This window comes from Flavobacterium sp. FG19 (assembly GCF_057809475.1).
On record NZ_JBMDKA010000013.1, the window covers coordinates 127,924 to 142,641 of the forward strand.

At 33.2% G+C, this 14,718-nt stretch carries 9 protein-coding genes; 2 read left to right on the forward strand and 7 right to left on the reverse strand.

Features of this window, described 5'->3' with window-relative positions; translation table 11 throughout:
- Positions 1–178: 178 nt before the first annotated feature.
- Complete coding sequence (locus tag ACODST_RS14510; protein WP_488932834.1) at positions 179–1,579, reverse strand: RagB/SusD family nutrient uptake outer membrane protein; 1,401 nt, start codon at positions 1,577–1,579, stop codon at positions 179–181.
- A gap of 9 nt (positions 1,580–1,588) precedes the next feature.
- Entirely contained in the window at positions 1,589–4,612 is a 3,024-nt protein-coding gene (locus tag ACODST_RS14515) for a SusC/RagA family TonB-linked outer membrane protein (RefSeq protein WP_488932835.1), read from the reverse strand.
- A 581-nt stretch (positions 4,613–5,193) separates the two neighbouring features.
- Between ACODST_RS14515 and ACODST_RS14520 the strand changes: the two genes are divergently transcribed.
- Positions 5,194–5,517 carry a hypothetical protein gene (locus tag ACODST_RS14520; protein WP_488932836.1) on the forward strand — a complete coding sequence of 108 codons (324 nt, stop codon included), beginning with the start codon at positions 5,194–5,196 and terminating at the stop codon, positions 5,515–5,517.
- A gap of 415 nt (positions 5,518–5,932) precedes the next feature.
- Here ACODST_RS14520 and ACODST_RS14525 read toward each other — a convergent pair whose 3' ends face one another.
- The 5 genes from ACODST_RS14525 to ACODST_RS14545 are packed head-to-tail and all read right to left on the reverse strand — an operon-like array spanning position 5,933 to position 13,002.
- On the reverse strand, positions 5,933–6,979 hold the full coding sequence (locus ACODST_RS14525) for a hypothetical protein (protein ID WP_488932837.1): 1,047 nt from the start codon (positions 6,977–6,979) through the stop codon (positions 5,933–5,935).
- The gene (locus ACODST_RS14530) at positions 6,972–8,108 is read right to left on the reverse strand and encodes a hypothetical protein (protein ID WP_488932838.1); all 1,137 of its coding nucleotides are present in this window, start codon (positions 8,106–8,108) and stop codon (positions 6,972–6,974) included. Before ACODST_RS14530 ends, ACODST_RS14525 begins: the two co-directional genes overlap by 8 nt.
- Positions 8,108–9,997: an ORC-CDC6 family AAA ATPase gene (locus ACODST_RS14535; RefSeq protein ID WP_488932839.1), complete on the reverse strand. Its 1,890-nt coding sequence runs from the start codon at positions 9,995–9,997 to the stop codon at positions 8,108–8,110. The genes ACODST_RS14530 and ACODST_RS14535 overlap by 1 nt, the downstream gene beginning before the upstream one ends.
- Before the next feature lie 2 nt (positions 9,998–9,999).
- Positions 10,000–11,097 carry a phosphoribosyltransferase-like protein gene (locus tag ACODST_RS14540; RefSeq protein ID WP_488932840.1) on the reverse strand — a complete coding sequence of 366 codons (1,098 nt, stop codon included), beginning with the start codon at positions 11,095–11,097 and terminating at the stop codon, positions 10,000–10,002.
- Between the two features lie 3 nt (positions 11,098–11,100).
- Positions 11,101–13,002 carry an HAD hydrolase family protein gene (locus ACODST_RS14545; RefSeq protein WP_488932841.1) on the reverse strand — a complete coding sequence of 634 codons (1,902 nt, stop codon included), beginning with the start codon at positions 13,000–13,002 and terminating at the stop codon, positions 11,101–11,103.
- Between the two features lie 349 nt (positions 13,003–13,351).
- Between ACODST_RS14545 and ACODST_RS14550 the strand changes: the two genes are divergently transcribed.
- Entirely contained in the window at positions 13,352–14,314 is a 963-nt protein-coding gene (locus ACODST_RS14550) for a hypothetical protein (RefSeq protein WP_488932842.1), read from the forward strand.
- Positions 14,315–14,718 lie beyond the last annotated feature (404 nt).

The window sequence follows — 14,718 nt, forward strand, 5'->3', positions numbered from 1 at the left end:
TTCGCAATGTTCCCCATTTCGAATAATCTGAGCTTGTAACCCATTTTTTTTGCTTAACCTGCCCCATTAAAGGGCAGGCCACTAATTGCAAATATAAAACGAATATAAAGGATGCCTTACGGCGGTGTATTCTAAGGTTTGGTTTAAAATATATTTTCATATCATATCTTTTATCCAATTAATGAGGATTTTGCGATCCCAGATTAGGGTTAACAATAAATTCACTTTCAGGAATCGGAAGAAGCCTGTCAGAGGAGTTCCAGCCAGGTTTCACATTCAATACAGCATCTAGTCTGTCTGTTCTCTTCAGATCAAAAAAGCGGTGCCCGTATTCTGTGAAAAACTCTTTTCTTCTTTCTTGAATTATAACATCCATTATCTCTTCCTCCGTACTTATTTCAACAGCAGGCAGACCGGCTCTTTTTCTAATCTTATTGAGATCTTCAACAGCGCCTGCTGTATTTTTCAATTTCAGTTGGGCTTCAGCCCGTATCATATACTGTTCAGTCAAACGCAGCACCATAGAATATTCTTTTGAAGTGCCTGAAACTTTAGACTCTTTATATTTAGAAGCATAATGCCAAGTGCCGGATGCATTACTGACCGCTGTGGTCCAGCGCTGTTTGCGCCTGTCATTAACTTCAAAAGAATTTAGCAAAGACTGGCTCAGAGAGATTAAAGAGGGAGGCCCCGAAATAAAAGTAAATAAAACGCCTTCGTCTGTATTTTTACCGGTAATGCTTGGCATAAACTGCCAGATAGCTTCGGTAGAACCTTTAAGAAACACATTATCGAGATTTTCCTCAAATGTGTATAATTGGGTCTGTTCGATAACTTCTGTTGAGAATTGAGAAGCCTGCTGCCAGTCTTGTCTGTAAAGGCATACCCTTGCCAAAAGTGCCTTGGCGGCGAAACGGTTGGGCCTTACCCTCTCCGTTGACGAGTAAGCTGGAAGAAGGAGGGCTGAAGCAGTTTTCAAATCGTCGATAATGTTGTCATAGACTAGGTTTTCCGGCATTCGGCTTACCGTGCTGTTTGTTTTGTAGTCAGTAGATTTGATATATGGAACATCGCCAAAAAGCTGCAGCAGGTAAAAATGCAGCAGTCCGCGCACAAATAGAGCTTCACCTTCTAATTGGCTTTTTTCTCTGGAACTTAACGCAGAGGAGAGAACACCTTCAAGTACTGAATTTGAAGCATAAATCTGATTATACGAATTATTCCAGAATAATGCCAAGGTGCTGTTTGATGGAAGCACCGTGTTGGTATAAAAAGCAGAGGTTGCATTGGAGGCAGAACCATAAAATGTAAGTTCATCGGTGTAATTCCCTAGATAGTTGTTGAGCCCAAACTGAGTGCCGGTTAGTACGCCTCTGTCCCTTACTTTTGAAAATACATCGGCCATTGCAGCATTAGCCGTCAGATAATCTTCAAAGACATTGTCGCGGTTAAGCTGGGATTTCGGCATATCGGTCTCCAAAAATGAATCGCATGAGCAGAAAAATATGGACAGCAGACAAAAGATTTTTATTCCGCCTGCAGGGAAAAATGAATGGTATTTTTGGATTGTTGGTTTCATAATTGAATATTAAAAAGTGAATTGGATGCCTCCGGTAATGATTTTAAGAGGAGGAAGGTAACCGCTGCTTGTAAATTCAGGATCTCCGTCCTTGTATGGGGTAAAAGTCAGCAGGTTCTGTCCCTGCAGGATAAAATTGCACTGCATGTCTTTTAAATGCAGCGGGATCTGGTAGGTCAGCGCTATGTTTTTCAGTCTTATGTAAGATGCATCCACGATACCTGCATTACTGCTGCTGTAGCGTGATTGTGCATTCATGGCAGCGGCACTGTATCCCGCGGTATATATTTGATATGTCGCATTGTCGCCCGGATTGAGCCAGCTGTTGCCTGCAATACGCCGGGGCTGGTTGTACATCATTCCCGGAATGCTTCCATAGCTAAAGTTGCGCTGCTTGACAAACTGAAAAAGGAAGTCCAATTTCCAGTTTTTAAATGTGATCTGATTCTGCAGGCCGCCAAAAAACTCTGGGTTTAAATTTACCGCAGTCTGCTTATCATTTGGCGAGGATAGAAGACCATCTCCGTTTTCATCTGCAAATCGATAAATTCCAGTATCGGGATCAACTCCTAAATATCTGTATGACAGCTGAATGTTAAGCGGCTGTCCAATTCTGTATTTATCCTTGTAGGTTGAGCTTTCCAGATTAGGAAAGCTGAGCAGTTTATTTCTGGAAAGACTAATATTGAAGCTGCTTATCCAGTTAAAATTTTTACGGTTAAAATTGACGGTACGCAGTGTAAATTCATATCCTGTGTTTTGAACATCCGCATCTAGATTTGCCTGCAGCTGTGGAAAACCTGTAGTTCCAGGCAGGGGAATTCCAACCAGCTGATTAGAGGAACGGTTTCGATACCATGCTGCGGTCATAAACAAACGGTCGGCAAAAAATCCAATTTCGAGAGCAGCTTCCAGCTTTTTATTGATCTCCCAACCAAAATCTGGGTTGAATAGTCTAGAGGGCTGAAGCCCGATAATATTTTGATAATTCACTCCCGAGGATGTATAGGTGTCTAGAAATTGATAATCTCCAATCTGATCACTTCCAGTGGTTCCGTAACTGCCTCGAACTTTGGCAAAACTAATAACTGAACTGTTTTTTAAAAAGCTTTCCTCAGATATCAGCCAGGCAGCTCCCACTGCGCCAAAGCTTGCAAATTGGTTCCCGGGACCGAATCTGCTTGATCCGTCACGTCTTGCTGTGAGATTAATTATATACCGATTTTTCCAGTTGTAGTTAATTCTTCCAAAGAAGGCCTGATATTTATAAATAGTTTCATCGCTGAACTGCACCTGTTTAGTAACTGCCGAGGCAAGATCATAGATAAGACTGTTGGAGCTGAAACCGCTTCCAGACTGTATCAGCCGAAGAGAATTTTGTCTCTGGAATGTACCGCCAGCAATTATTCCAAGCTTTCCGCCAGCGAATTGTTTATCCCAATTGATCTGAGGCTCAATGATCCATGAACTTCTTGCCGTATTGTTATGGTATAATACAGAGTTGGCACTTGTATAGCCCAAGGAAGGATTGTACATAGTAGAAGGAGCGGTTCTTAATTCGTTATGCTGAAGGTCAGTATAGCCGAAACTGCTTTTGAGTATGAGATCAGGCGCAATTTCATAGGAGAGAAGAGTATTGGCTAGAATATCTTTTGTTTTGGAAAGGTATTCTGCTTTTAAGCCTCGTAGCGGATTATTCCATGTTCCATTCTCCCAGTTAAGACTGCCGTCGTCACTATAAAGGGCAGGTGCATTGGGAACAATCAATTTTGATTCGTTTGTGAAATCTGAAGCAGGCTGGTCATTGTTCTGCACAGTATAGCCGGCAGAAAAATTCATGCGAAACCTACCGTCTGAAGATTGATGGTTAAGATTAAGATTTGAACTGCCTTTCTTATAGATATAACTGCCTGGAAATACGCTGGTCGAGTTGTGATAGTTGCCGCTGAAAAGAAACTGGGTGAGTTGTGTTCCTCCATTGACACTTCCACGCAGTTCTGAGAGGACTGATGTGCCTCCTATAAGTTCTTTCTGCCAGTCGGTATAGCGGTTCTGGTCCCATGTTCCGTTGATGTCATAAGCACTGGCCGGGTAGGTGCTTACCTTATCATTAGCAAATGCCTGACGTCGCATTTCAAGATATTGCTCCGTGTTCATCATAGTCATTAAACGTGTCACGGTTCCGGCTCCCGTTGAAGCATTGAAGGAAAATTTTGTTTTCCCTTCTTTCCCTTTTTTTGTGGTTATAAGAACTACACCATTTGCTCCGCGTGAACCGTAAATTGCGGTGGCATCAGCATCTTTAAGCACTTCGATGCTTTCTATGGCATCTGGATTTATACTGTTAAGCGGACTTGTTGTGGATGGAAAAATCGTAGAGGTCTGGCTGTAGCCGATTGTTTCAGAAGCGTAGGGAACTCCGTCAATAATATAGAGAGGCGAATTGGCATCTGCACGTATGCTGTTCTGGCCTCGAATCTGAATATTAAAACCTCCGCCGGGAACACCTGTATTCTGTGTAATATTAACTCCCGCCATGCGTCCCTGCATTGCGGCCAGAACATTGGTGACAGGCTGTGTGGCTATATCTTTGGAAGTAATACGGGCAATATTCCCTGTGCGTTCGCTTTCTTTTACGGAATAATAGCCTGCATTAACTTTTACCTCCTGCAGAGTAGTGGTGTCATACTTAAGCGCAATGTCAATTTTAGAACGGTTCTTTATGGGGATAAAAACTGTTTTAAAACCCAAATAAGAAACCATCAGAGTGTCTTGAGCAGATGCGGAAATATTGTACTCTCCATTGTAGTCTGAAATTACAGCCGTTTTTGGATTGCCTTTTACAGCGATGGTAACACCCGGCAGGGGAGAGCTTCCATCAGTGACAGTTCCCTGTATCTGATGCTGTTGGATGAATGTTTTTGAATTCCGTATGCTTGTTTTGGCTAAAGAAGGAGGGGAAGAGAGCAGCAAGCTTGCAAAAATAAGGCAATAAAGCGCTTTCCCATCCTTGTAAAATGAAAAATAATTCATAATATTGGGATTGGTTAGTTAAATGGTATTTGATTAGCTAAGGTCCTCTGCTAAAGTTTAGTCGCTACTGCAGAGGGCCATTTTTATATTAAAATAAATTGAGGTCCCAAATGTGACTCAATTTGATTGTTTCATGGGCATTTGTTTTAAAAGATTTAAGATTAGCAGTAATATTCCTTTTTCTAATTTGGGTTGAGTAATGCTATTTCCATATAATTAAATTTAAAGTTGTTGCTATATGCAAATCTTTATATAAATCAGAAGTAGCTTTGAGAAGTTGAGATATATCCAAAAAAGGAGGCGTGGGTCGTTCTCAGCTTATACACTAGAAGGATTTACTGGACGACCTTGCGCGCATAAGTGAGCCCACGCCATTTATGGCGTGAGCATTTGCACTTATCTTCTTGCGCGCATTTGAAAAAGTGTCCAGTTTTTTCTAGTGCAAGATTCAAAGCGAATGCTTCAAAAATTTTCTATGAAGAATCGCAAATATATATAATCAATTGCAAATATACTAAAATATCACAAAACTGTCACTATCGTGACAAAAATATTTGTAAATAATTTCTTTTTTTGTTATAATGGCTAAGAATAGTAGAGATAAGGACATAATGCAGGAAACAGGTAAAGTATTTTTACTTGATAAGTTTGTATGCAATTTTATTTCTAGTAATTGGATTGACACTAAAAAATCAATTAATAAACAGAGTAAAGAATTGGGAGTCCATAGACATATACTAACCAAGATAAAAGATGTAGATGGATATAGAATTCCGATGTCAACTTTGGCAATAATGTGTTTTTATAAGAAGATTTCACTCTCAGATTTTTTTAGACTGATTGAAGAAAAGCATGGTTCAAAAATCAATGATGACTTTGTAGCGAAATCTAATGATAAAGTATAATTTCGTATAGAAAATATTTAAAGTGACTAGTTAAGTTGATTTAAAGAAAAGAACTTTTATTTAAACATTATTAAATAATTATGGATAGAAACAATGCTGTACTCATAATTTTTGGTGTTTTGGCTTTAATAATAGGAATTGTATTTAAACTCTTAATTGGTAGGAGAAAGTTTTATCGTAGAAATTCTTTAGGCGGTGAAGGCTTTAAAAATTATAGAAGTTCCTTGTTGACACCTTTTATCGAGAATATTTTATCACTCATTAGTGGTTTACTAATAATTTTGGGAGTATTATCTCTTATAATCGCAAAATTGTTATTTTAGATATTATTTAGCTTGTATATAAGATAATAAAGCTTAAAAAATAAAAAAGATGCACATTGCATCTTTTTTATTTTTTAAGTAGTACAAAAGTTCTACAAAATTGATTCAAATTTAAAATCATCGATTGAAGTGATTTTTATACCACTACTTTGCGGAAGAGGTGTAATCGTTTTATTTAGTATAGCTTCAGCGATTTCAATAAATGAGGAATAATTGATATTGTACATTATACCTCTAGCACCATCATAATTGCAGTTTAAACCGCCAAACACCTGACCAATAAGTAGTGCTTTTTCAATGGCATTACGATCCGCGTTTTCAAAAGATCTGATTCCATTAAAACCAAGTTCATTTATTATTCCTGCTGTGCACCAATCACCTGCCCCTGCAGAATCCTTAATGTCACTAAATTCAAAAGAAGATATTGTTTTCCAATCTGACTTTCTATCCGATTTTAGTCTATATTTTAGCCCTTTACTGCCAAGTGTTTCAATTTCTAAATCAGCTTTTGCAGTAGGGTGTAAAATTGAGTAGTTTAGTATTCTGTCACTTGAAAATTTAATAATATTAGAGATTTCTAAACATTCTTTAAATTGCTTATCCTCTTTGTAAGAAGAAGGCTCAAAGATGATTAATGCTCCCTTCGATTTGTAATATTTTGCCAAATTTATTGTTGCTCTTGAAACTCTGTCGAAGTAAAAAACATTAGAGTGCGCTTGTTTTAAAGTTAATGAATCAACCGATGATGCCAAAACAGGCTTATACATAGGTAACCATGTATTTGTTGCAGGGTTTTTAAATTCAAATTTATGTTTTGCATTTCCCTCTTTGTCCTTTAAAATTCGATGAATTATTATAGGAGTGTTCCCATCTTGGGTAGTTGTCATTAAAGTTAAATTGACATCAAATTTTAAAAAATCATCAAATAACTTTTCAGATGCTTTGTTTTCTGCTAATCTTCCGATAGGTTTAGATTCCCAACCAAGAAAGGCAAGGATTGAAAGGACATTACCGCATGATCCACCAGCGCAAAGCTTAGCAGGTGTAGATGGTTTTCCATTCAAAATTACGTCAAGAGCAATTAGTCCACTACCGACACAAATTGACGTCTTATTTTCTATTTTATTTATACTAATCATTATAAGGTTCTCCAGTCAGCCAAGTTACGAAAAGTTCACTTTCAGATCTTAGTTTTTTTACTTCATTTTTATTAACATAATCATATCCTTGAGAATCTATGTTTAGAACACCTATATCTTCTCGATCTTCATAAGCGGCAAGAAGAGTTCCAATAGACAAAAGTTTACTTGAAAAATTAGATAAAACTGCTTTGCATCCATTAATTATTTCTAACGATTTTTTGTAATTTTTTATTGCATTATTCAATTGAATATAAGCTTCAAAAGGGTTTCTCTCAGAGACATACATTATGTTTTGAGGTTCAATACCTAACTCATCAAACAACAATTCATGATATTCAATTAAAATTGAATCTGATCTTCGAGGATCCTTAGATGGGAATGGGAAAGTGGGACAAATTTCGTAAAGTCTGTTCTTAGTTTCTGTAATTTTACCAAATGCCTTTCTAACATGCGGTAATTTATCTTCTCCTAATACAGGAAACCATACTAAAGGTTTATCATTTTCAGATGTTACTTCGATACCTCCGCCAAAACCATGCAAAAAATTTATATCTCCCTCTGAAACATTCTCCTTTGTAAGTTCATCTATTTTAGCATTTTCTGCGATACAGATCATTAAGTTTTGTGAATTATTTGAATATAAGTCAATTAGCGCCAGTAGTTTGCCAATTAATGAGAAATAAACTCCTCTAGGAAGAGAACTAATGTCAACAATAATATCTGTATAATCTTTTATTTCATCATATGAACCAATTAAATTTGCTGCTTCTCTATCCCCGATTTTTATTTTCTTTTTTTCTTTGGTAATCCAAAGTTTTAATTCTTTATTTATGATCGTTTTACCAGCTAAGAGTTTTGTTATTTCTTCTACATTTTCATTAACTAGATCCTGTAGTTTATGGGAACTTGAATCTTTACCTTCTGTCAGTCCCACAAGTATGCAGTCTAAATTTAAAGTAGGACATTTATCAATTAAACTACTTATTCCTATATTCATTCTTACATCAAAGCCTTTGCCAAGTATAAATAATACTTTCTTATTTTTATCAGCAAAATGATTACACCACAATTCTTCTACTGAATTGTTTTGTAATAGAATGTACGGATTCCATCTATTTTCTTTCATTACTTTAACCATTTAGTTAATTCAGATGGTGATTTATGTCTCCATCCTCCATGGGACAAGGGCAAATCAAAAAAAATACACAGCCATCTATTTAAATAATAGACGTCCCAACTTTGATCTTTCTTTCCTTGATTGGTACTTTTTATCTCTAATAAGTTGTATGCTACACATGTTGACAAAACATTAACCAATAATTCGTAAGATGGTTCATCTGTCCAATTATTAAAATTATGAATTAGTTTAATTTCTTTATTAGGCTTAATTGCGAATCCGTTGACACCAGGTGCATACGGGGCATTAGGTTTAAAAGTTTCTTTTTTAGAGAACTCTCCTAGGAAAGTTAGAAAACTAATCACTGATTCTTGAAATGGTATAATTCGTCTTAATTCTTTCCATTTTTGTTTTGAAACATCTTTTAAAATCTTATGTTGTTCAAAATCTGCTAGTACTAAATCATCTCCAGATATTTTTTTTGAAATCATTTCTTCAAATAATGCACCTGAAAAAGTCAAGAATTGTTCTATATTAGATGAAGAAGCCTTTGCTAATGAACCAAAACCGAAATAATATGGTAATTTCATAGAATTTGATAAGAACAAATTTGATGCTGTCGCTACATCATAATTTTTTTTATGTTTGTATTCTTCAACTGTAAGTGGGAACTCAAAACTTAACTGTTGCTTTCCCATATTTCTATTAATTAGTATTTCTAATTCACCTAAAGCTAATGCCTTTTCATATTCATTAATATTTAAAGTCGTTACATACTCTATCCATTCATCAAACTTATTAGTGTATTTAGAAATCTCACCAAAAAAATTAATTTTGGAAATATTATAATCTGAAAATTGCTCTTTATTGTTTTCCTCATTTAAATTATCGGATAAATAATTTTGGAATGAAGATACATCCTCAGTGGAAATGTTTGCTCTTTTTTCTGAGATACTTCTTACGATTTTTTCGAATTTGCCTGGATAATCTCGCCAGAAATCTTCTAAATTTATTTCATTATAATCTCTCTCTAGCGTTGATCCTAAGTTTTCAATTGATTCTAATGCTTCTAATCTTTCAGAAATCCAAATAGAGAAATCTCCTCTTTTTTCTGCTAAATACTTTTTCAGTCTTCTCCTTTGATCAGTTGACAATTTATGTGCGTCATCTAATACAAATAAAATTTTTGAACAGATTAATTGATTTTTATAACTAAGATTTTCAGGTGTAAGAGTAATTAGGGAAAATAATTCATCATGCCCTTCTAATTCTGTGTCTTCAAGAGGTAAAAAACTATCAATTGCCTTATAGATATTTCTCTCAATTTTGGATGCCCATTGATAAAGATCTTGACCAGTGCAAGGAAGTTTTAATGTCTTAAAATAATTATCAGAATTATTGTAATTAAAATTAATTTCTTCTAAATCTTCTGGAAATCTCTTATTTAGCATTACACAAGTACTTCTAAGTGTAGCTATGATTATTCTTGAATTTAAAAGAGAGAAGAAGAATCGAGCTTTTTGTCCTGAATTTATATTTAACTCTTCTAATATTTCGTAGTTTCTTGTACATTGCATTGATACACCAAGAATCTCTATTTTATCTTGGTTAATTACTTCAATTTTTTTTAATGAATTGAAGAGCTCTTTGAAATCTGGTGAAGACTTACTGTTAATCAGTATTTTTAGCGTTGATGGTTCAAAAACTCTAATTAACGATGATTTACCAGCACCTGGGGAACTATGTATATACATGACATTATCCCATAATTTACCAGATTGATATTTTTCATGAAGTGATTCAAGAACTAAGGGGCTAAATAAACGTAAAAAGCCAGCTTCTGAATCAATTTTTTCAGATGCTCTTATTTTGAAGGGATTTCTAAGCTTATTACTCATAATTATCTGTGACGTGTAACTCTTGGAAACAGACCAATAAAGTCTTTATTGGCTGGTGTCCACCATAAGAGAGGCATTGAATTGTTTGGGGTGTTATGGACTAATATTAAAGGTAGTGCACATTCATTGTAACCGAGAAAATACATTTCGTGTTTTGCTTTTTTGAAGTGTATATCAACAATATCAGATGTGATATATTTTTTTGACAATTCAATAAAATTATTATCAGTTAATGGATTTATTTTTACCGCATCATTTATTTTTTGTACAACTTCAATATTAAATTTAAATCTATCTGAAAATTCATTTTGCCATTCATTTATTTCTGTTTCAAGCTTGTTGATAGCTTCATCTGTAGCTATATAAAATATTATATTTATATCGATAACATCAGCATTTTCGGAATGATCAATTAAATTGTATAAATCAGCCTCATTGTCATAAAGAGCAGAGATTACTTTGTAAATTTTCCCTTTTCTTTTATTTTCGTCTTCTATTCTAAAATAACTTGTCCCACTAGCAGTGAAATCATCAATTAAAAAAATTGTATTAAAGCTATCTTTTACATTGCTATTCCTTAATTCATTAATCATATCATCAATCTTTTCTTTATTGATTTGATAGGTAGGAACTACTTGCTCATTGTTAAGCCCACTGTATCGTCTAAGCTGATCAATTCTGGAACCATCACTTAAGCCAATAAATAAGCTTCTTCTGGTTATTGAAGCATATTCGGTGCTTTTAATTATTTTTGTGATATGAAAAGCATTAATTTTCAGAGCTTCAGCACTTTTCTTTATTAGAAAGGGATTAATTTTATCACTAAATGTTATATTTACAAGATGTAACATTTGATCGTTAGAGATGAAAATTAGTCTCTGCATAATAAAATCATATGCTATGTTTCGCTCTTCCAGTGTTTCGAATTGGTTTAGCCACTTAACGAGGCTCTCAATAAATCTTGTTCCAATTGAAAACTGTTGATATTCGTTATATTTAAAACTTGATAAGGCTTGAATTAGTGGGCGTTCTTTAGTTATTTGTGTTGAATCCCATTCCATTATCTTAACTAAGAGTTTTTCTGCTAGTGCCGCTCTCATATATTACAATGTCATTTTAAAATAACCATTTTCGGAAGGTTTTATATTTTCAAAATATTCAAGAGTTGTCTCCACACAATTATTTCCAATGGAAGATAGATTCCAGCATGTATACGGATCACTTGAAACTTCGTCAACACTTAGAGAAAAGTCATTTGATAGTAATTGAAAATCATTACCCGGCCATTTTCCTCTATCACCAATAAATAAAAAAATATCATTTTTATCGTAATCACCATGATTTTGTCGATAATAATCTAAAATTGAATTTTTGGACGTTTTTGAAGATATTATATCAATTGAATGGCTCGATTCCAAGACTTGTACTTCAAATGGATATAATCTTTTTAAAATATCTCTCATCATGTTTTTAATTACTTCTGATTTATTTTTATTTTTAATTATAACAGTTAATTGACCTTTTCTTAATTCAATTTCACTATTAAGATCAATCAGATCTTCAGCTTTTAAAGTTTTAAATATTTCAGTAAATAATATATCATTTTCGTTAACAATCGGTAAATTGTTGTCATCTAATGTACCAATTTGTGCACCATTGTAATATCCTATTAAAAATTTTGACCAATATTCTTTAGGAATTAAATCCTGAAAAGTATTTCGGACTGATTTTCCTCTTCCTGTAATAATTCCTATTGTTATATTATTTTCTAAAAAAAAGATTAGTTTTTTAATAATCTCTTGTCTTGGTGAGTCAAAACGTTCTTCAGTAGAACAAATTGTCCCATCATAATCAAGCATTATTCCTTTAAACTTGGCTTTTCGAATACTACTAACAAAATTTTTATATGAATGTAACCATTTTGGAAGAAAAGATTCATTTGACGGGTGATCAGGGTCACCAAATTTTCTTTTAATAGCTATTCTAATATTACTTTTTAGTTTGCTCTTTTTTAAATAATACTTAGAATATTTTAAATGGTAAAGTTCACTACCATAGGAAGGGACACCAGGTCTTCCTGGGTCGATACCTTTTAATCTGCCGATTTCATCAACTAAATAATATGATTTAGCAAGAAGTTCAATACTTGCATTACATGCATCATTTTTCGAAATGATTTTCAATACAGGGATTTTGTGAGGTAATATGTTTATGGTTTTATTTGCAAGTTCAAAGTCGTCATTATTTATTAATGCAACTATTGCTGATTGTTTTTGCTTTTTGTCAAACCAGTTATGTCTGCCATGTCCAAAATTTCGATAGTCAGTCAACAATATATTTCCTAATCCAGCTTCTGAAAATTTAGATTCAATATCTATCGCAACCGGCTTACTCCACCCACTATAAAGAACAGTTATTGTAAAGTCTTCGTGTAGTAAATTTGAGAACTTAGAAATTTCCGTTAAAAACGATTTTGAAGGTATTAAATTTTTAAGACTTATTGGGTAATTATATAATCTTGAAATTATAGTAAAGTAAGCTATTGTTGAATTAGTTGCTAAAAAACCATCTTTTCCAGCAGGATTCTCTAAATTCATCATTTTAGCAGTAGAAAATTTCGCGCTTTTTTTTGCTAAAGGACTATTTTCATTAAAACAAATACTCAGAATATTAGAAGGTTCTTGATTTATTGCCGTATCGAAGGCAAATAATATATCAGAATTTCTTCCACCAGCACTAATGAAAACTACATTTGTATTCTTGTTGATTACATTTTTAACATATTGAAGTTCTAATGGAGTAATTGAACTTGCCATTTTTCCTTCCTCTTGATGAAGCATCGAAAAAAGACAACAACTACACGTAGATCCACCAGATCCAACTATAAAGAGAGATTTTTTTAATAGTAAATCACGAATAGATTGTAAATTCTCTATATCTACATTTAATGCCCAATTATATGTCTCTTGTATTTTACTTATTTCGTCTCTAAAAGGTTTTCCCATATTTATTACAGTTATTATAAAATTTTTAAAGTTTGCATTTAAAATAATTGATTTGTTGAAATAAACCTTAAATAGTATTTAAAAAACAGAAAGAATATTATTGCAGTTTTTTATTGATTATAATCGTTGAAATGATTAAGTCTGCTAAAATACTTTGAAAGTTGCATATACCGAAATTTTGAGACCACTTTAATGTTTTTATTTTCGCTAATTAATAATATTGTCAGACGTATTATTTGACAAATATATTTTTTTTTATGATCTAAATAGAAGGGTATATGATATTTTTTTTGCTATTTTTGAGTTAAGTAGTTAATCTATCATTGAATTTAATTGTTGAAATAATATTATGAAAAATAGATATTTAGAGAACATACAATTTGATTTATTAGAAAATGGACTAGATTTTATTGCTTCAGGGATAGAACATGTCTTAGTAGATTATTCTCCGCACAAATTAAAATATGCAATTCTTCATTTATCTGCGGGGACAGAACTTTTATTAAAAGAGTTACTTAAAAATGAGCATTGGTCTTTAATTTTTGAAAACCCAAATTCAGCAAAATTTGAATTATTAAAAATAGGTGATTTTAAGAGTGTCGATTTTGAAACTTTATTAGTTAGATTAACTAATATATGTTTAATTGAGCTTTCTGATAAGGATAAATCCATTCTTAGACAATTAAAAAAACTTAGAAATAAAATCGAGCATTTCGAGTTTGATGAAAATATAAAAGCAATAAAGTCAATTTCTTCAAAGGTTCTCTGTGTTATATTAAATTTTATAAATAATAATTTTGATTTTAAATTTCTTTCAGCAACTTCTCAAGAATACGTTGAAAGATTAAGAGAAGCCCTTGCTAAATTTAAAGAGTTTGTGCTTTTACGTGCATCTCAGATAAAATCAAAGCTAGAGTTGGCTCAGAAGGAATTTAAAATCGAAAGTTGTCCTCTTTGCAGACAATCTACTTTTGTTTTGAATGAGCCTTTGGAGTGTTTATTTTGTGGATATTCAGACGAACCACATAAAGTTGCCGTGCTGTATGCTGAAAATATTTTAGGAGAAAGCTCTTTTATATGCGCAAAAGATGGTGGCGAATTTCCAGTGATTGATTGTATTCACTGTTACGAAGCTGATACATTTGTAGCAAAAGGAGATGACGGGTATGTATGTTTTAGTTGTTTTGAAACTAACGAAAATGATGATCTTAGAATTTGTAGTCAATGCAGTCAAATTTTTGAAAGTGATCTTGAGGATGATCTTGATATATGCGAATATTGTGTTGACTATTTGCATAATAAAAATGATTAATGTTAATTTAAATTAACGTTTTATTACATTAGACGGCTAATCTTTATTGTATTTCAGAATCAATAGGCACTATGTTGAATTTGTAAGCTGATAAGGATATATTTGCAGCAAGAAACAAAATTTGCGACGAATGAAAAAAATAGTTGAAAAATGGTATTTAAGTATTTTTATTATCCCCATACTTCTCACGTATTTTACCTCTTATTTTTCACATCCGGATATTTTTAAGAACGGGCAGTATTCGGTAATAGTCTCATTAGTTCTACTTGTCTCTATTTTAATGTATGAATTGAGAAATCTTAAAAAGGAATTATAAGTTTTTGTTCCAAAAAAAAGTGATAAAAAAATAATTCAGAAATTATTACAAGTTTTAGACTTAGACAGTTTTCATGAAGATATATTTG

What these genes read in the sequence shown, in the direction of transcription:
- ACODST_RS14515 (WP_488932835.1), bottom strand. Translation starts at nt 4,612, where the DNA reads ATGAATTATTTTTCATTTTACAAGGATGGGAAAGCGCTTTATTGCCTT.
- ACODST_RS14540 (WP_488932840.1), bottom strand. Translation starts at nt 11,097, where the DNA reads ATGAGAGCGGCACTAGCAGAAAAACTCTTAGTTAAGATAATGGAATGG.
- ACODST_RS14545 (WP_488932841.1), bottom strand. Translation starts at nt 13,002, where the DNA reads ATGGGAAAACCTTTTAGAGACGAAATAAGTAAAATACAAGAGACATAT.
- ACODST_RS14510 (WP_488932834.1), bottom strand. Translation starts at nt 1,579, where the DNA reads ATGAAACCAACAATCCAAAAATACCATTCATTTTTCCCTGCAGGCGGA.
- ACODST_RS14525 (WP_488932837.1), bottom strand. Translation starts at nt 6,979, where the DNA reads ATGATTAGTATAAATAAAATAGAAAATAAGACGTCAATTTGTGTCGGT.
- ACODST_RS14535 (WP_488932839.1), bottom strand. Translation starts at nt 9,997, where the DNA reads ATGAGTAATAAGCTTAGAAATCCCTTCAAAATAAGAGCATCTGAAAAA.
- ACODST_RS14550 (WP_488932842.1), top strand. Translation starts at nt 13,352, where the DNA reads ATGAAAAATAGATATTTAGAGAACATACAATTTGATTTATTAGAAAAT.
- ACODST_RS14520 (WP_488932836.1), top strand. Translation starts at nt 5,194, where the DNA reads ATGGCTAAGAATAGTAGAGATAAGGACATAATGCAGGAAACAGGTAAA.
- ACODST_RS14530 (WP_488932838.1), bottom strand. Translation starts at nt 8,108, where the DNA reads ATGAAAGAAAATAGATGGAATCCGTACATTCTATTACAAAACAATTCA.